At 51.1% G+C, this 20,633-nt stretch carries 10 protein-coding genes, 8 tRNA genes and 1 riboswitch; of the genes, 1 reads left to right on the top strand and 17 read right to left on the bottom strand.

Annotated features, from left to right (window positions below; translation table 11 throughout):
* Nucleotides 1-103: 103 nt before the first annotated feature.
* The 17 genes from rpoC to NGM66_RS10305 all read right to left on the bottom strand — a co-directional run bounded on the left by rpoC (nucleotide 104) and on the right by NGM66_RS10305 (nucleotide 19,045).
* Nucleotides 104-3,751: a DNA-directed RNA polymerase subunit beta' gene (gene rpoC, locus NGM66_RS10225; RefSeq protein ID WP_208909184.1), complete on the bottom strand. Its 3,648-nt coding sequence runs from the start codon at nucleotides 3,749-3,751 to the stop codon at nucleotides 104-106.
* A gap of 21 nt (nucleotides 3,752-3,772) precedes the next feature.
* Nucleotides 3,773-7,393, bottom strand: a complete 3,621-nt coding sequence (rpoB, locus tag NGM66_RS10230; RefSeq protein ID WP_258115599.1) for a DNA-directed RNA polymerase subunit beta — start codon at nucleotides 7,391-7,393, stop codon at nucleotides 3,773-3,775.
* Nucleotides 7,394-7,620: 227 nt separating this feature from the next.
* Nucleotides 7,621-8,226 carry a TetR/AcrR family transcriptional regulator gene (locus tag NGM66_RS10235; RefSeq protein ID WP_208909182.1) on the bottom strand — a complete coding sequence of 202 codons (606 nt, stop codon included), beginning with the start codon at nucleotides 8,224-8,226 and terminating at the stop codon, nucleotides 7,621-7,623.
* Nucleotides 8,227-8,838: 612 nt separating this feature from the next.
* Nucleotides 8,839-11,337, bottom strand: a complete 2,499-nt coding sequence (locus NGM66_RS10240) for an ATP-dependent Clp protease ATP-binding subunit (protein ID WP_208909181.1) — start codon at nucleotides 11,335-11,337, stop codon at nucleotides 8,839-8,841.
* A gap of 17 nt (nucleotides 11,338-11,354) precedes the next feature.
* A complete protein-coding gene (locus NGM66_RS10245) occupies nucleotides 11,355-11,822 on the bottom strand; it encodes a CtsR family transcriptional regulator (protein WP_208909180.1) in 468 nt (155 codons plus the stop codon).
* Between the two features lie 199 nt (nucleotides 11,823-12,021).
* Nucleotides 12,022-12,095: transfer RNA gene (locus NGM66_RS10250), tRNA-Pro, on the bottom strand.
* A gap of 30 nt (nucleotides 12,096-12,125) precedes the next feature.
* A tRNA-Pro gene (locus NGM66_RS10255) sits at nucleotides 12,126-12,199 on the bottom strand.
* 36 nt (nucleotides 12,200-12,235) lie between these two features.
* Nucleotides 12,236-12,309, bottom strand: a tRNA-Arg gene (locus tag NGM66_RS10260).
* Between the two features lie 20 nt (nucleotides 12,310-12,329).
* A tRNA-Leu gene (locus tag NGM66_RS10265) sits at nucleotides 12,330-12,415 on the bottom strand.
* Between the two features lie 11 nt (nucleotides 12,416-12,426).
* Nucleotides 12,427-12,498, bottom strand: a tRNA-Gly gene (locus NGM66_RS10270).
* Nucleotides 12,499-12,525: 27 nt separating this feature from the next.
* Nucleotides 12,526-12,598 (bottom strand) — tRNA-Thr (locus tag NGM66_RS10275).
* Nucleotides 12,599-12,633: 35 nt separating this feature from the next.
* Nucleotides 12,634-12,715 (bottom strand) — tRNA-Leu (locus tag NGM66_RS10280).
* A gap of 38 nt (nucleotides 12,716-12,753) precedes the next feature.
* Nucleotides 12,754-12,826, bottom strand: a tRNA-Val gene (locus tag NGM66_RS10285).
* A gap of 794 nt (nucleotides 12,827-13,620) precedes the next feature.
* On the bottom strand, nucleotides 13,621-14,892 hold the full coding sequence (serS, locus tag NGM66_RS10290) for a serine--tRNA ligase (protein ID WP_208909179.1): 1,272 nt from the start codon (nucleotides 14,890-14,892) through the stop codon (nucleotides 13,621-13,623).
* Between the two features lie 839 nt (nucleotides 14,893-15,731).
* On the bottom strand, nucleotides 15,732-16,364 hold the full coding sequence (locus tag NGM66_RS10295; protein ID WP_208909178.1) for a deoxynucleoside kinase: 633 nt from the start codon (nucleotides 16,362-16,364) through the stop codon (nucleotides 15,732-15,734).
* Between the two features lie 274 nt (nucleotides 16,365-16,638).
* Nucleotides 16,639-18,138 carry an amino acid permease gene (locus NGM66_RS10300; RefSeq protein ID WP_209280005.1) on the bottom strand — a complete coding sequence of 500 codons (1,500 nt, stop codon included), beginning with the start codon at nucleotides 18,136-18,138 and terminating at the stop codon, nucleotides 16,639-16,641.
* Between the two features lie 119 nt (nucleotides 18,139-18,257).
* Nucleotides 18,258-18,439: riboswitch (Lysine riboswitch) on the bottom strand.
* A gap of 60 nt (nucleotides 18,440-18,499) precedes the next feature.
* The gene (locus tag NGM66_RS10305; protein WP_208909177.1) at nucleotides 18,500-19,045 is read right to left on the bottom strand and encodes a GNAT family N-acetyltransferase; all 546 of its coding nucleotides are present in this window, start codon (nucleotides 19,043-19,045) and stop codon (nucleotides 18,500-18,502) included.
* A gap of 188 nt (nucleotides 19,046-19,233) precedes the next feature.
* Between NGM66_RS10305 and NGM66_RS10310 the strand changes: the two genes are divergently transcribed.
* Complete coding sequence (locus NGM66_RS10310; protein WP_208909176.1) at nucleotides 19,234-20,028, top strand: lp_1002 family arylesterase; 795 nt, start codon at nucleotides 19,234-19,236, stop codon at nucleotides 20,026-20,028.
* The last annotated feature ends 605 nt before the right edge of the window (nucleotides 20,029-20,633 follow it).

A 20,633-nucleotide genomic window follows, 5' to 3' on the forward strand; every position in this document is an offset into this window, starting at 1 on the left:
ACCAGCCTTAATGCTCACCGGCTAACCGCCATTTGCCCCACTCTTGTATACAAAAAGGGACCCGCCATCACTGACGAGCCCCCGACCAGCAAGCTAGTTGTCACTAGGCCTGTGAGTCTTCTTGCATTTGTTTTTCTAAGTCGCTGATAGAATAAACGCCTTCGGTTGACGTGCCGCCAACTTCTTTGGGCTTGATCTGACGGTAATCTGGCATCCCAGTACCGGCAGGAATGATCTTCCCAATGATGACATTTTCCTTCAAACCAACCAGTGGATCGTTCTTGCCCCGAATAGCAGCATCGGTCAAGACACGTGTCGTTTCCTGGAAGGATGCGGCTGATAAGAAACTGTTGGTTTCCAAAGCAGCCTTCGTGATCCCCAAGATAACTGGACGTGCGGTGGCAGCAATGCCCCCATCGATCAACGTCTGGTAGTTAGCCCGACGGAAGTCTTGAATATCCATCAAAGTCCCTGGCAGCACATCCGTGTCACCTGGATCCATGATGCGGACCTTCCGCAGCATTTGTCGAACCATGATTTCCACGTGCTTATCACTGATAGCCACACCTTGCATCCGGTAAACTCGTTGCACTTCACCCAAGATGTAAGTTTCAGTAGACAAGACATCGCGAACCCGCAGCAATTCCTTAGGATCAACAGACCCATAGTTCAAGGCGCCACCACGGTGGATAAAGTCGCCTTCACTGACCCGCATACGAGCCGTGATTGGTAACGTGTAACTCCGCGTATCGGCTTCACCCTTAATGGTGATTTCCTTGGTCCGTTCAGCTGGGTTTTCTTCGATTGATTCAACCGTCCCAGTAACTTCAGTGATCTCAGCTTTACCTTTAGGGTTCCGAGATTCAAATAATTCTTGAACACGAGGCAACCCTTGGGTAATATCTTCGTTCCCGGCAACACCACCGGTATGGAAGTTACGCATGGTCAGCTGGGTCCCAGGTTCACCGATTGATTGTGCGGCAACAGTCCCGACAGCTTCACCAACTTCAACTTCGTCACCAGTAGCCATGTTCCGGCCGTAACAATGTTCGCAGACACCATGTTCAGTGTTGCAAGTAAAGGCGGAACGAATGGTTACTTCTTCGACACCAGCGTCAACGATTTGTTGGGCCGTGTCTTCAACGATCATTTGGTTCTTAGGAACGATCACGTCCCCAGTCTTTGGATCGTAGACGGTCTTTTGGGTGTAACGCCCTAAGATCCGGTCGTACAATGGTTCGATCATTTCGTTACCATCAGTGATGGCGCGAATCTTCAAGCCACGGTCAGTCCCACAATCCTTTTCCCGAATGATAACGTCTTGGGCAACATCGACCAGCCGCCGAGTCAGGTAACCTGAGTTGGCAGTCTTCAGCGCCGTATCGGTCATCCCTTTACGAGCACCGTGGGTCGAAATGAACATTTCCATCACAGACAGGCCTTCACGGAAGTTAGACGTGATTGGCAGCTCCATGATGTCACCACTAGGAGCGGCCATCAGACCACGCATCCCAGCCAGCTGCGTAAAGTTAGAAATGTTCCCCCGGGCACCAGAATCACTCATCATAAAGATAGGGTTCTGTTGGTCGAAACTGTGAATCAAGGCGTTTTGAATGTCATCCTTGGCATCGTTCCAGATACCAATGACCCGTTCGTAACGTTCATGATCGGTAATCAGACCACGCCGGAATTGCTTGGTAACCGTCGCAACCTGCTTGTGGGCAGCGTCGATGATTTCTGGCTTTTCTTTCAAGTCGGTAACATCGACCATCCCCACCGTCAACCCAGACTTAGTTGATTCGTCGTAACCTAAGTCCTTGATCCGGTCAAGCAGCTTGGAAGTTGCGGTCACTTTGTATTGTTGGTAAACCGCCGCGATGATGTCAGACAAGAAGCCCTTCTTGAATGGCCCGATCAGTTCGGCGTTTTGCAGGTAATCATGAATGTCTTCGCCCGGTTCCAAGAAGTACTTGTCCGGAACGGCGCCATTCAGGTTCGTGCTCGTTGGTTCGTTCAGGTATGGGAATGACTTTGGCAGGATGTTGTTGAAGATCAACTTCCCAACGGTCGTTACCATAACCTTACTGCGTTGTTCGTCAGTAAATGGCTTGTCTGGCATGGAGGAAACCTGAACACCCACACGACTGTGCCAGTGAACCAGACCGTTCCGGTAAGCGATAACGGCTTCGTTGAGGTCGGTAAAGATCATGCCTTCCCCTTCACGGTTATCTTCTTCCATGGTCAGGTAGTAGTTCCCGATAACCATATCTTGAGAAGGCGCAACAACAGGCTTCCCACTGGCAGGTGCCAGGATATGGTGAGCCGCTAACATCAGCAAACGTGCTTCAGCTTGTGCTTCGTCAGATAATGGCACGTGAATGGCCATTTGGTCCCCATCGAAATCGGCGTTGTAGGCTTCACAAGCCAATGGGTGTAACCGCATCGCTTTACCACTAACCAAGACTGGTTCGAACGCTTGAATCCCCAAACGGTGAAGCGTAGGGGCCCGGTTCAACAGAACAGGGTGTTCCTTGATGACGTCTTCCAAAACGTTAAAGACATCGTCATCTTCACGGTCGATTTGGCGCTTGGCGTTCTTAATGTTGGAGGCTAAGCCCCGGGCAACCAGTTCCTTCATGATAAATGGCCGGAATAATTCCAAAGCCATTGGGACTGGCAGACCCATTTGGTTGAACTTGAGGGAAGGACCAACGTCAATAACGGAACGACCAGAGTAGTCAACCCGCTTCCCTAACAAGTTTTGCCGGAACCGACCTTGCTTCCCTTTCAACATGTGTGAAAGAGACTTCAGTGGCCGGTTACCTGGGCCAGCAACTGGACGGCCACGGCGACCGTTATCGATCAAGGCGTCAACGGCTTCTTGGAGCATCCGCTTTTCGTTTTGAACGATGATACCAGGTGCGTTCAGGTCTAACAACCGCTTCAACCGGCTGTTCCGGTTGATAACCCGCCGGTACAAGTCGTTCAGGTCAGACGTTGCGAAACGCCCACCTTCGAGTTGTACCATTGGCCGTAAGTCAGGTGGAATGACCGGAATTGCGTCCATTACCATCCACTCCGGACGGTTACCAGAAGTCACGAAGGCTTCCAAGATGTCCAAACGACGAACGGCACGCGTCCGCTTTTGGCCAGTGGCTTCCTTCAGTTCTTCCTTTAATTCTGCAACTTCTTTATCCAGGTCTACGGCCATCAATAACTTCTTGATGGCTTCGGCACCCATTTCAGCCTTGAAGGCGTCACTACCGTATTCCACGAGCTTGTCACGGTAATCACGTTCGGAAAGTAATTGCTTCTTTTCGAGTGGCGTGTTACCTGGATCCAAGACGACGTAGGATGCAAAGTAGATGATTTCTTCCAAAGCCCGTGGGCTCATGTCGAGGACCAAGCCCATCCGGCTAGGGATCCCCTTGAAGTACCAGATGTGGGTAACAGGAGCAGCCAGTTCAATGTGGCCCATCCGTTCACGACGAACCTTAGAACGGGTAACTTCGACCCCACAACGGTCACAAACGACACCCTTGTAACGGATCCGCTTGTATTTTCCACAAGCACATTCCCAGTCCTTGGTAGGACCGAAAATTCGCTCGTCGAACAGCCCGTCTTTTTCAGGCTTTAATGTCCGGTAGTTGATGGTTTCAGGCTTCTTGACTTCCCCATAAGACCAGCTACGGATCTTATCAGGTGAAGCCAGCCCGATCTGCATGCTTTCGAACTTATTGACATCGACCAAAGAAGCGACCTCCCTTATTAATTAGTCTTGCGTGTTTGGTTGACTTTCATTTTTCGTAGACGTTGATGCCGCCTTGCTGTCATCGCTTTGTGCGGCAGCCTTACGTTCCTCTTGCTGTTGGGCGTACTTGCTCAACGCATCCACGTTCACAACATCATCGTCATCGTCGTCCATATCACGGAGTTCGATTTCTTCGTTGTTCCCGTTTAAGACCTTCATATCCAGCCCTAAGGATTGTAATTCTTTAACCAGCACACGGAATGATTCAGGCACACCAGGCTTTGGAATTGGATCGCCCTTGACGATGGCTTCGTAGGTCTTCACCCGACCAACCACGTCATCAGACTTGTACGTCAAGATTTCTTGCAACGTATAAGCGGCACCGTAAGCTTCCAAGGCCCAAACTTCCATTTCACCGAAACGCTGACCACCAAATTGCGCTTTCCCACCAAGGGGTTGTTGCGTAACCAGTGAGTAAGGTCCAATGGAACGGGCGTGCATCTTGTCGTCGACCATGTGGGCCAACTTCAGGTAGTTCATGACACCCACGGCAACCCGCTTGTCGAATGGTTCACCGGTCCGACCATCGTATAAGACGGTCTTGGCATCGGAGGCCATGCCGGCTTCCTTGATAGCATCCGCAATATCCGTATCACGGGCACCATCAAAGACAGGCGTTGCAACGTGGATTCCTAATTTACGAGCAGCCATCCCTAAATGCAATTCGAGCACTTGCCCGATGTTCATCCGGGAAGGCACACCCATAGGACTCAACATAATGTCGATTGGGGTCCCATCTGGCATGTACGGCATATCTTCTTCAGGGATAACGACTGAAACAGTCCCCTTGTTACCGTGACGACCAGACATCTTGTCCCCAACTTGGATCTTCCGCTTTTGGGCGATGTAGACCCGAACCATCATATTGACACCAGGTGATAACTCATCCCCGTTTTCACGGGTGAAGATCTTAACATCCTGGATGATCCCGCCACCACCATGTGGCACCTTCAGGGAAGTATCCCGTACTTCACGGGCCTTTTCACCAAAGATGGCATGCAGCAGACGTTCTTCGGCAGATAATTCAGTAACACCCTTAGGCGTGACCTTACCAACCAAAATGTCGCCGTCTTGAACTTCGGCACCAATCCGGATAATCCCGTCTTCGTCCAAGTTCTTCAAGGCGTCTTCCCCAACGTTAGGGATTTCACGCGTCATTTCTTCAGGTCCCAGCTTCGTATCACGTGCTTCTGATTCGTATTCTTCAATATGAATCGACGTGTAAACGTCATCGCGAACCAACCGTTCGTTGATCCCGATGGCATCTTCAAAGTTGTACCCTTGCCAAGTCATGAAGGCAACCAATGGGTTTTGCCCTAAGGCTAATTCCCCATTTTCCATGGAAGGGCCATCAGCCAAGATTTCATCGTTGTCGACATGGTCGCCGACCTTAACGATTGGCCGTTGGTTGTAGTTCTTCCCACCGTTTGACCGGCGGAACTTCATCAGCTTGTAAGTGTCCAAAGCACCATCGTCGCGCCGAACACGGATTTCCCGTGCATCAACGTATTCAACGGTTCCGTCGTGTTGACTGATTAAGGCAACACCGGAGTCATGGGCAGCTTTGTATTCGATACCAGTCCCAACTAATGGCGCATGAGGGTCCAGCAATGGCACAGCTTGCCGTTGCATGTTGGCACCCATCAAGGCCCGGTTGGAGTCATCGTTTTCCAAGAAAGGAATACATGCCGTGGCCACAGCAACAACTTGCTTAGGCGAAACGTCCATGTAGTCGATCCGGTCAGCAGAAGTTTCGATGTTGTTATCTTCGTCACGGGCCATGATGGTATCCGTTGCGAAGGAACCGTCATCGTTCAACGGCGTGTTGGCTTGAGCCACAACGTAGTTATCTTCTTCGTCAGCAGTCAGGTAATCGATCTTGTCGGTAACCTTGTGCGTATCCCAGGAAACACGACGGTATGGCGTTTCGATAAAACCATACTTGTTGACCCGTGCATAACTGGACAGACTGTTGATCAACCCGATGTTAGGACCTTCAGGCGTTTCGATTGGGCACATCCGACCGTAGTGGGTGTAGTGCACGTCCCGGACTTCATAACCGGCACGGTCACGCGTCAACCCACCAGGCCCAAGGGCAGACAACCGACGCTTATGAGTTAATTCACCCAGCGGGTTGGTCTGATCCATGAATTGAGACAATTGAGATGACCCAAAGAATTCCTTGATAGAAGCCACAACTGGGCGAATGTTGATCAATTGTTGTGGCGTTACCGTCGCAGCATCTTGAATGGACATCCGTTCACGCACAACCCGTTCCATCCGGGATAACCCGATCCGGAATTGGTTTTGCAGGAGTTCACCCACGGAACGAATCCGCCGGTTACCCAAGTGGTCAATATCATCGGTATTGCCGATCCCAATTTGCAGGTCGAAGAAGTAGTTCATGGAAGCAATGATGTCGGCTGGGCGAATGTGCTTCAGCTTGATATCAATGTTGCCATTCCCGATAACAGGAACTTCTTGTTCTGGATCGTCAGGAGATTCAACTTTAATGATTTGTAATTTCAGTGGTTCCGTGACAACGGCTTCGTCTGAAGGTTGGAAGGTAACCATCTTGAAATCGTCTTGATCCAAGTATGGCGCCAACGTCTTCATGACGTCCTTGTCAACGACCGTGCCCTTTTGCGCGATGATTTCACCGGTATCAGGGTCAGCCAACGTTTCGGCTAAGGTCAGGCCCAACAAACGGGTCTTCAAGCTCAGCTTCTTGTTAGTCTTGTAACGGCCAACGGGCGCCATGTCGTAACGCTTAGGATCAAAGAACCGTGCCGTCAGTAAGCTCCGTGAAGAGTCTGCCGTCTTAGGTTCACCTGGCCGCAAGCGTTCGTAGATGTCCTTTAAGGACTCTTCGACACGGGAGTCATCGGTGTTCTTGTGGATATCCTTTTCCAACGTCCGTGAAAGACTTTCGTTGTCACCTAAGATATCTAAGATTTCATCGTCAGAACCAAATCCTAAGGCCCGAACTAATTCGGTCATTGGGATCTTCCGGGTCCGGTCGATCCGGACGTAGGAAATGTTCTTGGCGTCGGTTTCAAATTCCAACCAAGCACCCCGGTTAGGAATGACGGTCGCGCCAAAGACGGTCCGGCCATTCTTATCGGTATCTTCATTGAAGTAAACCCCTGGTGAGCGGACTAATTGAGAAACAATTACCCGTTCTGCCCCATTAATAATGAAGGTCCCTTGGGCCGTCATTAATGGGAAGTCACCGAAGAAGACATCTTGCGATTTGATTTCGCCCGTTTCGTGGTTGGTTAAACGTAAAGTCACGTGCAGGGGTGCCGAGAAGTTGGCATCGTGCTCCCGTGCTTCATCCACGGTATATTTGGGTTCCAGTAACTGATAATCAACAAACTCTAACGAAAGGTTTCCTTGAAAATCTTCGATTGGCATGATGTCGTCGAACATATCGCGTAAACCTTCGTCGAGGAACCAGTTGTAGGAATTGGTTTGAATTTCAATCAAGTTAGGTAAATCAAGAACTTCCTTGATTCGCGAATAGCTACGGCGTGTACGGTGTTTCCCGTATTTAACTAAGTGTCCTGCCAAGTTGTTCACCTCTCCTATTTATTCTGTGACTGGCCAAACCGAATATTACATTTTGGTTACAAATGCAGTTTCGCTCGGTTTTTTGGCAAAAAAAATCCAAAAACAAACTTGGAGCTTGCTTTTGGCTTCTTATAACGAACGCCACCGGACAATAGATCGGCGCGTTCAATTTCAGTTCACAGTTGCATACAAATGATATAGTACTAAATCTATTGGCAAATGTCAATAAGGAGCACTCACTTTTTAACCGCGACCCCAAATAAGATCAAGCGGATCAGCGCCAGCGTTTGATCATGCTGGGACGCGTCTGCCGGACCAACGTGGTGGAAGGTGTTAAAGAGCGGGCTCAGGCTGGTCAGATAAAATGATGCGGCATCTTGGGCCGATAAGCCGGGCTGTAGCGTCACGACATCCAGCTCGAAGAACTTCTGTAGTGGTCCCAAGTAATCTTGCATGAAGACCATCCCCAGTTGCCGCTTGTTTCCCGGCTTTAAGAACCGAAAGCTGCTGTGGATCACCGTGAAGACGTCGCGGGGATGGACCCCCGTCAGCACCTCTGTCACCGCCGCTAAGGCCTCGACTGGGTCGGGTTGGTCAGTTGCCGCTAGGCGGTCGTTGACGGCTAAGATGCCCTCTTGGACCTCCTGACCGACACTCTTGATCACTTCAAGGAAGATAACCTCCTTGTCGCTAAAGTGGTGATACAGCGCTGGCTGGGTAATGCCGACTTCCTTTGCAATCTCGCGTGTTGAAGTCGCCTGGTACCCCTGGGCCAAGAACTGTTCTCTGGCAGCCTGTAAAATCGCTGCGTGCGTGTGGCTTAACTGTTCTTCTCTCTTCATGGCTCTCGTCCTTTCCTGACCTACTGTGATTGCCGGTTAGCTAGTTAGGTAACTTTTCGAAATAACCACTTGGCAAATCCCTTGCCATCGCGCACAGTAGTTCGTCTGGTAACTTTAGTTTACCACATCTCACTTATCACTTGTTAGACCAAGTCGCGGTTCCCTGGCAAACGTAACCTTTTCGCAAAAAAGCGTCCAGGACCACCGCTAGTTAGCAGTGATTCTGGACGCTTCGTTACATTTAAATTAGTTGGTTCTGGCCGCCTGCCGTTGCGCGACTAGGTACTGGAACGCGGTGGGCGCCGGGCCGAGCCATAAAGCGGTCTCGACCCTCAACTCGGAGCCGAAAGCCCACGTCTCCAAGTTGCCAGTTCCCTAACCGGTAAAGCCCACCGCTAAGGGAACTCCCACGGCTGAGTACCTAGTCGCTCCACTCTCGGCTACAAGCGTGTTGCCCACTAACCACTGGCTTAATTCTCAGCATTAGTTGATTTACAGTCATATCGAGAGAGAGTGATGACAACTGCCGGAGTCGGCCAAGGACAGGGCTGGTTGTGTCAGCCCAATTAGCTGGTATTTTGTACCAGACTACTGGACGGAGGCCATTACTGGCTAGTGACTAGCTACTGTCTTGGGTGTCCCCTTGGCGTCAGGGGCTTTCACGTTGACCGTGACCTCACCCTTCGTAGCACCAATCGTCACTTGGTCGCCCGTCTTGATTTCCCCGTTCAACAGGGATTCGCTCAGCTTATCTTCGACCTGTGTTTGCAGTGCCCGGCGAATTGGCCGTGCCCCGTATTCAGGATCAAAGCCCGCCTTAGCTACGGCGTCGATTGCGGCTGGCGTAATCTTGAGCTTGATGTTTTGTTCTGCCACCCGGTTGACGATGTTCTTGGCCATCAACTTCACGATTTCGTGGAGTTCTGGCTTCTTCAAGGAGTGGAAGATGACCGTTTCATCGATTCGGTTCAGGAATTCTGGCCGGAACGATTGCTTCAAGGTCTCACGAATCGTTGCCGCCATGGCCTTGTAGTTGTCCGCCATGTCTTCGGCACCAAAGCCGACTGTCTTTTCATCCCGCAGCTTCGTGGCTCCTAAGTTAGAGGTCATGATCAGGATGGTGTTTCGGAAGTCGACCTTACGTCCCTTGGAATCAGTCAAGTAACCGTCATCTAAGACTTGCAACAGGATGTTAAAGACATCTGGGTGGGCCTTTTCCACTTCATCGAAGAGGACAACGGAGTAAGGCTTTTGCCGAACTTTTTCGGTCAATTGGCCACCTTCGTCGTAGCCCACGTAACCAGGCGCTGACCCGATCAACCGACTAGTCGAGTACTTTTCCATGTATTCGCTCATGTCGACACGAATCATGTTGTCTTCTGACCCGAACATGGCTTCGGCCAAGGCCTTGGCCAATTCCGTCTTCCCGACACCGGTTGGTCCCAGGAACATGAATGAGCCAATTGGCCGGTTCGGATCCTTTAAGCCAGACCGTGCCCGTCGGATGGCCCGCGAAACGGCCGAGACTGCTTCTTCTTGACCAATGACCCGTTCGTGCAAGATCTTTTCCAAATTAACCAGGCGATCCGCATCCGTTTGCTTCAATTGTGTTACCGGAACACCGGTCCATTCAGCGACCACATCGGCCACATCTTCGCCAGTCACATTGAGACTGTAATGACGGTCATCCGTGTCCGCCTTAGCGGCATCCTTGGCTGCCCGTGCATCGACCTTTTCACGCAAGGCCATTTCTTCAGTCCGGAGCTTAGCGGCGCGTTCGAAGTCTTGGTCTTCAATGGCCTTTTCCTTTTCATCCGCCAAGTCCTTAAGTTCTTGCGCTTGCTTGGATGCGGCGGTCGGCTTGTCCATTTGGTCGATTCGAACCTTGGCTGACGCTTCATCCATCAGATCGATGGCCTTGTCAGGCAAGAACCGGTCACTGATGTAACGCGTTGACAGCTTAACAGCTTGGTCAATGGCGTCATCAGTAATGTTGACGTGATGGTGGTCCTCATACCGCGGCCGCAAGCCATCCAAGATTTCCTTGGCTTCGTCCGGCGTTGGTTCATTGACTTGGACAGTGGCAAATCGCCGTTCCAAAGCGGCATCGGATTCAATGTACTTTTGGTATTCGTCCAGCGTCGTTGCCCCAATGGTTTGGAGTTCGCCACGAGCCAAGGCCGGCTTCAAAATGTTTGACGCATCAATGGCCCCTTCAGCACCACCGGCACCGATCAGCGTGTGTAATTCATCAATGAAGAGAATAACTTGACCATCGTTATAGATTTCTTCGATGACTTTCTTCAACCGGTCTTCAAATTCGCCCCGGTACTTGGTGCCAGCGACCAACGAGCCCATGTCGAGCATCATCAAGCGCTTGTTCTTCATATCATCAGGGACGTTGCCGGCCACGATGCGTTGGGCTAAGCCTTCCGCAATCGCCGTCTTCCCGACCCCGGGTTCACCGATCAATACTGGGTTGTTCTTGGTCCGCCGACTCAGGATTTGAATGACCCGCTTAACTTCCTTATCACGGCCGACAGTTGGATCCATCCGTCCTTCCTTGGCTGCATCCGTTAAGTTACGGGCCAAAGAATCCAGCGTTGGCGTACCACCTTGAGGCGTGTTGCGCCGTGTCCGGTCCGCGTTCCGCCGCTTCGGTGTGTCCGCAATACCGAGCTTACGCAAAACAACCTTGCGAGCGTCGGCCAGTTCAACGTTTAAGTTTTTCAAGATCCGTGACGATAAGATCGTGTCATCACTGAGTAAAGCCAACAGTAAGTGTTCCGTACCAATCTTAGTGGCACCCAAGCGCTTGGCTTCGTCACCGGCTAAGGCCAGCATCGACTTGGCTTTCGGTGAGTACGGCAGGTAGCTGTCCTTATCCATGTTGGCTAAGGTCCCGTAACCCGTGAACCGTTCGATCTCTTCGCGGACATCATCGTCGCTAACGGAGAATTGTTGTAAAACCTTGTTGGCAATCCCGTTCTTTTCAATGGTGAGGGCTAACAGCAAGTGTTCCGTACCGACTGCTTGGTGCTTGAAATATTTTGCTTGTTCCTGTGCCAAAACAAGGACGCTCTTAGCACTCGGTGTAAATAGGTTATCCATTGCAACTCCTCACTTTCTTAACTCTCGTAACGTAAGTGGTTTAAAATCGATACCAAAATCTGGGCGCGGACCCGTTCACTGGTCTGGCGGTCGCCAGTGTGAACAGCATCCTTTTCGATCGCAGCCAAAATGATATTGGCCTCACGCCGATTAATGGTACCAGCCTCAAATAGGCTCCGCACAACGGCCAAGCCATCGTGGCGAGTAACCTGATCACCCACCGCGCTAACCAAGGAATCGATGAAATCCAAGTTATCCAGCAACTTGACCTTTTCGATTCGAATGTACCCGCCGCCACCACGTTTACTCTCCACGACGTAACCATCTTGAATCGTAAAACGGGTCTTGATCACGTAATTGATCTGGGAAGGTACTACGTTGAATTGATCAGCGATTTCCGCGCGCCGGATCTCCACCTGCTGAGACTCAGCCAAAATCTGCTTGAGGTAAGACTCAATAATATCTGAAATATTTTGATTCTCCATTATCGTCCCCCCTTCGGTGCAGTTCTTCTGACTAATGTTGACTAATATTATACGAACTTTCCATAAAAATGCAACGGATTAGACCGCAAACCCTACAGAAGTTCTGGAAGATAAGCATAACAAAAAAACGGCCGACTTCCAAACGATTAGTAAGGAGTCGACCGACAAACAATTTTTATGTAAATTCGGGATAAAAAAATCGGGAAGACAAGATTTGAACTTGCGACCCCCACGTCCCGAACGTGGTGCTCTACCAAGCTGAGCTACTTCCCGAAATAGCCCGCTGACTTAGTTGTCAGTTAATCGGGAAGACAGGATTCGAACCTGCGACCCCCTGGTCCCAAACCAGGTGCTCTACCAAGCTGAGCTACTTCCCGAAAAGTGCTTATGCGCTAAAACATAAGCGACAAAAATGCACCCAGTAGGAGTCGAACCTACAACCTTCTGATTCGTAGTCAGACACTCTATCCAGTTGCGCTATGGGTGCATAATTATTATTAAGTTAAATGCCGAGGACCGGGATCGAACCGGTACGGTCATCACTGACCGCAGGATTTTAAGTCCTGTGCGTCTGCCAATTCCGCCACCCCGGCAAAAGGGCAAAAGCGGAAGACGGGATTCGAACCCGCGACCCCCACCATGGCAAGGTGATGTTCTACCACTGAACTACTTCCGCAAATTGGCTATTAAATTAAAGGTGCCATGCCGACTAGAGGATTCGAACCTCCGACCTCCTCATTACTAGTGAGATGCTCTGCCAACTGAGCTAAGTCGGCAAAATATTTTTAAAATATTTTGCAATATTTAGTTATGCAGGTGAAGGGACTCGAACCCCCACGTCATAAGACACTAGAACCTAAATCTAGCGCGTCTGCCAGTTCCGCCACACCTGCAACGTTGGCGAACTAACCGCCAGGGACCGTGGTCCCGATGGAGGATACAGGGCTCGAACCTGTGACCCTCTGCTTGTAAGGCAGACGCTCTCCCAACTGAGCTAATCCTCCATGGACTTTCAAATGAGAAACAATGTTCTCGTTTGAAACAACTATTATAATTTACCATGCCGAGCAAATGATGTCAACAACTTTTTTGAAATATTTTGAATAAATATTCGTTAGCTGAATAACTACCCGGTAAGCAACAAATAATATTCTAACCTACTAGCGAAGAAAAAGCCAGCTTTTTTTCAAAATAATTTGAATTTATCAATCACGACGATGCGCGGCCACTCCACTGACAGCCTCTCTTGGCTGTCGGAATTAACCAACAAAAACTATTTTATACGAAGGACCTAGACGCGTCAATAAGAAATTACAAAAATATTCAAAAAAATGAGTGTTTACCTAAAAATCTTTCTGCCGCTATGCCTGATTCCCTCTCCCAATCCCTCAGCGCCCCCTGATCAAGACCAAATAAAAAGGCCAGGACATTTGCCCTGACCCCTGGTCGCTATCTCGGCCACTGCTGCCAGTAACTGCGTGAGACCACTTTTGATGTTTATTTACTTGCGTCGACCCAGTCGCTTCCTGTTACACAGAAACCGAGCCGAACCCTGCCACCGACTACCAAGAGTCAAAGTGACGTGGTGCAAAAACAGTTCAGCCGGAGTCAGCGCCACAAGTGTGGAGCCAGCTGTGTCGACCCAGTTAGCTGGCGTTTTAGGCCAGGTTACTGGGTGGGACGCCTTCAGAGACTCGCGGTCTTAGCGAGGCTTTGGCGCGAGGTGGAAGCCCGTTCTTTGGCTGGAACCGTTCCCCATAGCAGGCGGAGTGCTTGTGGCGCTGACGGAGAGAGGAACCTATTTCGTAATCTTCGTGACGCCGCCCATGTAAGGAACCAGCACGTCTGGAATCGTTACGGTGCCATCGGCGTTTTGGTAGTTTTCCAAAATGGCTGCGACCGTCCGGCCAACGGCTAAGCCAGACCCGTTCAGCGCGTGAACGTATTGCAACTTGCCATTGTCGTCACGGTATTGGATATGTGCCCGCCGTGCTTGGAAGTCCGTGGTGTTTGAGCAACTAGAAATTTCCCGGTACGTGTTTTGTTCTGGGAACCAAACTTCCAAATCATGTGTCATAGCCGCCGTAAAGCTCATGTCACTGGTCGTCAGGGTAATGACGTGATAAGCCAGTCCCAGCTTCTGTAAGAGGCTCTCAGCGTGCTTGGTCAAGGCTTCCAGTTCATCCCAAGAGTTTTCTGGCTTGCAGAACTTAACCATTTCGACCTTGTTGAATTGGTGCAGGCGGATCAGGCCACGGGTGTCACGACCGGCACTCCCGGCTTCGGAACGGAAGGCAGGTGTCAAAGCGGTGAACCACACTGGCAGGTCCTCTTCAGGGATCACTTCGTCACGGTAGTAGTTGACCAAGGGGACTTCGGCCGTTGGAATCAAGGTCATTTCCTCGTCACGGAGTTGGTAAACGTCTTCCTTGAACTTAGGGAATTGGCCAGTTCCGTACATGGAATCGTCGTTCACGATGTAAGGTGGCAAGACTTCCTTGAAGCCCGCCTTGGTGTTCTCATCCAAGAAGAAGTTGTAAACGGCCCGTTCCAAACGCGCACCGAGACCCAAGTAGTACAGGTAACGGCTCCCAGATACCTTGGCACCGGCTTCGAAGTCTAAGATTCCCAGGTCTTCACCCAGTTCGTAGTGGGCCTTAGGCGTGAAGTCCATGTTCGGCTTCTCACCCCATTGGCGCAACTCAACACTGCCGTCTTCCGTCAGCCCTACTGGTACGTTGTCATTCGGAATGTTTGGCAAATGAGCGGCCGCATCATGGACCTGTGCCTTTAACGTATCCAATTGGGCGTCGATGTCCTTGATCTCACCACTGACTTGACGCATCTCGGTGATCTTGTCATTGGCGTCTTGCTTGTTACGCTTCAATTGAGAAATTTCATCAGAAACCGTGTTACGTTGGGCCTTCATGGTCTCACTCTTCACGATCAATTCCCGACGCTTGGCATCTAAGGCCAACAAACTGTCGATATCAGCGGGATCAACACCCCGTGTGGCTAATTTTTCCTTGATAAAGTCTGGTTCTTGGCGAATCAATTTTAAATCTAACATCTTGTTTGCTCCTCTCTTTTTTCACGGATGATACAAAAAAGGCCTCCGTCACATGGGACGAAGACCTTCGCGGTACCACCCAAGTTCGTAACCAGTCGCCCAGTTACACCCTTGAACATGATAACGGTTTGCACCGTGCGGCATTACCCGCCCACTATTTCTCGTGCTGGAAGATTCGACGTGGCGGTTTGCAGCTTTCCCCGCTTCTCTGGCCGTCTACTAAATAGGCACAACGTGTTTTTGATTAGTCTCATCATACCGCATTTCTTGGCAGATAACAATTACTAACTTTTTTCTTTAACAACTGACAATGGTCCCATCCGCCTGCCGTTGCGCGAAAGTTGTGCCGGAACGCTGTGGGCGGACGGGGCGAGCCAAAATGCGGTCTCGCCCCTCGCTTTAAGCCGTAAATCACGTCTTAAAGACGCCAGTTCCCTAACCGGCACAACCCGCCACTAAGGGAACTCCCACGGCTGAGCACAACTTTCGCTTCACTCTCGGCTACGGTGGTGATTGCCACTAACACGGACTAACGTGGACCATAACCGTCCATTGCTAGCTGGCGATTGGTGGACTATCTTGCCGGAGGAGGTCAGGGATGGCGCCAGCTGTGTCGACGGTGTTGGCTGAGGTCTTTTCTCAGCCTACAGCGTGGGACGACTTTGGAGACTGGCGGTTCTGAGCCAGGCTTCAAAGCGAGCCGGAAGCCCGCTTCTGGGCTGCAGGCGTTCCCCATAGTAGGCAGAATCCCTGGCAGCCGCAGGCATGGGCGACCACTAGTGCAACAGCAGGCAGCCAGATCAATCCATAGTGCCCCAACACGCGTGCTTACCGCGTGCTTACAATGAAGCGATTTTTTCGTCGATGAGTTGTAGCACTTGTTGACGTGCAGCTGGGTCTTCCACGAAGTCTAGCTTGTCGCCGTCGATTTGCATCTTTGGTGACTTGTCGTAAGCGTTGTACCAATCCACGTAGCGTTGGTCCAGTTCTTGGTAGTACTTGTACAGGCTTGGATCATGGTCGATCTGTTCGTATGACCGGCCCCGCTTCTTGATGCGTTCCAACATCGTTTCAAACGAAATGTTGATGTGGATCAACAAGTCAGGGTTCTTCTTGTGCGTGGCGTCTGGTAATTCTTGCATCATGTTGGCCAGTAAGGAATCGTAAATGTCGACTTCCGTGCTGGTTGCGCGGCCCAGGTCGGCGTTTAGGTGAAAGAGCAAGGAGTCTTCAAAGATCGAACGATCCAAGACACTTTCATCATCGGCGTTGGCAGCTTTGATGCTGTCGAGCCGTTTGTTCAAGAAGTAAATTTGTAACAAGAAAGCATACTTCTGCGGGTTCTGGTAGAACAGTGGCAAGATTTTGTTGTCATCCACTGATTCGTAAAATGCTGGTTTGTTCAAGTGGTCGGCTAATAACGAGGTCAAACTCGTTTTGCCGGCGCCAATAGTTCCCGATAATACAAGCATGCGATCTTCTCCTTTAAATAACGACGGGGCCGTGACGACAGCCACAGCGTTTCCCTATCTCTAACTAAAACGGGTACAGCAGGCGTCCTGCCCACTGACCCACTCTCAAAAATTCAACACCACATATTGTACCAACCTCCCGGATAAAAGACAATATGTCGTGGCCATTTTCTCGATTTCACTGGAACCAAAACGACGCCTAAGCTGGCAACCACCAGCTTAGACGCCGCGATATTTTTATTTAAAAATTACGTGTGCCCACACTTAATTTCTGTTAATCGTTTGGTGTTGTTTCCTTCAGCGTCCCATCACGGTGAACTGGGGAAACATCGACTTCGCTCAATGGAATCAGCTTCGTGTGCTTCTTGATCTTGTACCCGATGTAGAGAATCAAGACTAATGGCACACTGATGTAAGTGACCAAGACTTGTTCCCAGTTACCGGAGAAGAAGGATTGTGGGTCTTGCCCAACAATCACAGCCACACACAGGAACAGTGCCAAGATTGGCCCAACTGGGAACCACTTTGCATGATAACTCAGTTCAGATAACTTGTGTCCTTGCTTGATAAATGCCCGACGGAACCGGTAATGCGATAAGGCAATCCCGAACCAAGCAATGAAGCCGGTTAACCCACTAGCAGCAACCAACCACATGTAAATTTCTGGACCGGCAATACTACTGATGAAGGTCAAGGCAGCGACAATCGTCGTCGCGAACAAGGCAGGATAAGGAATCCCGTTCTTCCCAGTCCGTTCGAACAAGCTTGGTGCGTAACCTTCCTTGGATAAGGAGTACAGCATCCGCGTGGAAGCGTACATCCCTGAGTTAGCAGCGGAAATAACTGACGTTAAGATAACGGCGTTCATGACACTAGCGGCAGCGGCCAAGCCGGCACGCTGGAAGACCAACGTGAAGGGACTGATGGCAATGTCACTAGCAGATGACCCTAACAGGTCCTTGCTGGTGTAAGGCAAGACAGCGGCGATAACAAAGATAGCTAAAATGTAGAATAAAATGATTCGCCAGAAAACAGAATTGATTGCCTTGGGAACACTGTGTGCAGGATCTTCGGATTCACCAGCGGTAATCCCGACCAGTTCAGTTCCTTGGAACGAGAACCCGGCAACTACGAAGACACTCAAGATAGCTGGGAAGCCACCCACGAATGGCGCCTTCTTGTAGGTGAAGTTCTCTAAGCCAGTGGCGTGACCACCCATGATTCCAACGATCGTCATTAAGCCGACAGCCAGGAAGACGAAGATGGTAACAACCTTGATCAAGGACATCCAAAATTCGGTTTCCCCGAATGCTTGGACAGCCAAGGCGTTGATCAGAAAGACAATGCCCAACGCAACGGCACTCCAGATCCAACTTGGCACCCCGGGTAACCAGAACTTCATGACTAAGGCAGCCGTAGAAATGTCGACGGCCACGGTAATGGCCCAGTTGAACCAGTAGTTCCAGCCCATCGCAAACCCTAAGGCTGGGTCAACATACTTAGCTGAATACGCTGCGAACGAACCGGAAATCGGCATGTTCGTGGCCATTTCACCCAAACTGGTCATCAGGAAGTACACCATCAAACCCATGGCAACGTAGGCTGCTAACGCCCCACCAGGACCGGCAGTTGAGATAGCCGACCCACTGGCAACGAATAACCCAGTCCCGATACAGCCGCCCAACGCGATCATTGACACGTGACGCGTCTTGAGTCCCCGCTTGACCTGATCTGAGGCCGCGCTGGTTGTTGCATTTGTCATATTCTGTTCCATAAATGTTTCCTCCTTCTTGATTAGAAGGACTTCCTCGAAACGACCCAGTCCAATAAAAAAATCTCCTTCGCCAGAAAAGCCCGCGAAAGAGATTGGAAGTTTCATTATTCCAAGTCAATATCGTTGAAAGCGCCCCGCAACCCATATTTGGCTGCGACAGTCCCTGATCTGTTGAACCAGGACCCAACCACCACGCTATGTCCTCACGTGTTGATTTCGGCGACCGCCCCTTTAACTTTCCTTCAGCGATGTGACCCATCTCCGGAAAGCGACTCTTGTTGGTCGCGCCTCTTCTATTCGATACTTCGTAGTATACCCATCACCAACTTACATTGCAAGCTCAAATTTTGAAAAATGCACCTTAATTTTTTCTAGCCGGTAAATCTAAGCGAAATAATCGTTCAGGCGTAGGTGCTTTATCGCCAATCTGTGGGCCCACAAAATGCTGTAAGACCGCGGTAAATCCAAGCTTCTCGAGCACCCGCTGGGACTGGTGGTTGGTCACAAAGCAGGTAGCCCAGATTGTCTGCGATTGTTGCTTTGCTTGTTGAACTAACTGTAAGCTGCCGTCGATGGCCTCGGGCATGATGCCCTGCCCCCAGTCCTGGGGATCGAGGAAATAACCCAGGTCGTATTCCGTGGCACTCGGCATCCCCTCTGCCGTGAGGTGTTGGTAAAACAAGATGGTCCCCATGAAGCGCTGGGTGCTCTTATCCTCGATACTAAAGGCAAACGGGCTTTGGCGGTCAGCCGCTAGCCACCGTTTGACCTGTTCAGTGGAGACGTCCGCCGGAGACCCGTTAGCCGCAGCCACTACCGGCAAGGTCAACAAACGCTGGTACCCTGGCAAGTCACTTTCTGTCAAGGGACGGACCCGCACCCGTGACGTTTCAATAATCCGATTCATTCTGCGTTTCCTCTTTTCCCGTTCGCATGCCAAATGCGTTATACTTTAATCATAAAGTGGTGGGTCACCCCGACCGTTGATGCGTCGCGGCCACACTGGGGTGACGCCCTTTGTTTGGAAACCCTGACCATCTGGCCAAGTCGTTTCCCGTTAAATCCTATCATGACTTATTTCAGGAGGTTTCGCAATTGAAAACAATCACTTTGCCACTGGCACCAAACTCGCCAGCTTACTTACAAGCCTATCTTCGCCAACCTGAAGAAGATACCGGAACTTACCCCGCCATCATCATCGTCCCGGGCGGCGCCTACACCCACATCCCCGAACAACAGGCGGAAGACCTTGCCTTAGCCTGGTCCGCTCGCGGCTATCAGGCCTTCTTCCTGCGCTACACCTTTGCCGGTGAGAAATCCCCACTGTTACCGACGCCGGTCGTGGAACTGGCCAAGAGTGTCGCGCTGTTGCGGCGTAACGCCAACGCTTGGCTGATCGACACCGACCATATCTTTGTGGCAGGCTTCTCTGTCGGCGGCCACATCACCGCGTTGTTCAATGACCTGTGGCATGACGACGCCTTCAATAAATTGGCCGGCACAACACCGTACGAGATCAAGCCACGCGCCGTCATTCTCAGTTACCCGGTCATCACGCCCGCTGCCGGCTATCCCACTGATGCCGAGACACTGGCTAAATGGACGGATGACCCCGACCAAATTGCGGCCGACAAGCGCGTCACGCCGCGCAACGTGGCCACGTTCATTTGGGTCACCGCCGAAGATCCCCTGGTTCCCGTGCAAAATGCGCTGGCGTACGCTCAGGCCTCGATTGCCAATCACGTGGATACCGAGCTCCACGTCTTCCACCAAGGCCCTCACGGCTTAGCACTAGCCAACCAGGTCACCGCCTGGAAGCCGGGCGCTAACCTGCCTCACGTGGCCCACTGGATGGACCTCGCCGAAGAATGGTTACATGAACTGGACTAGTTGGTGAGGACTGGCCGCCTACCGTCCGCCAAATATGGGCTGGAACGCGGTGGGCGGACCGGACCGAGCCTGAGGAGCGGTCTCGGCCTCGCTTTGAGCCGAAGACCGCGTCTCAAAATGGCCTCATAGCCGAAACGTGTGCCAACAGGCAACTGGTTCCGCTTAACACTGCTAAGCAAATAATCCAGGAGCAGGATTATCCGCCTAGCACCGTTAATGCTCGCCAGTTAACCGCCTATTGTCACACTCTTTTGCAACGGCTGAACCCATATTTGGCGAACTCTCGGCTACAGCAGTACTTGCCAACAATCATCGGCTTACCCCTCGGTAACAGTTAACTTGTCAACTAACACCAGCCAATGCAGTTTTACTGATAGACGTCAACTTGCCGGAGGCAGCTAGGGTGGAGCTAGCTGTGTCGGCCCAGTTAGCTGGCGTTTCTTGCCAGGTTACTGGGCGGGACGACTTGAGAGACTGGTGAACTTTGCCAGGCTTTCAAGCGAGCCGGAAGACCGCTCCTCAGGCTGAAGGTGTTCCCCATAGCAAGCGGAGCCCTGGCTGACGTAGGAGCCCAGTTTCACCAATGCCTAGCGGGTAGAACGCTG

This window comes from Levilactobacillus yiduensis (assembly GCF_024718525.1).
Classification (GTDB): domain Bacteria; phylum Bacillota; class Bacilli; order Lactobacillales; family Lactobacillaceae; genus Levilactobacillus; species Levilactobacillus yiduensis.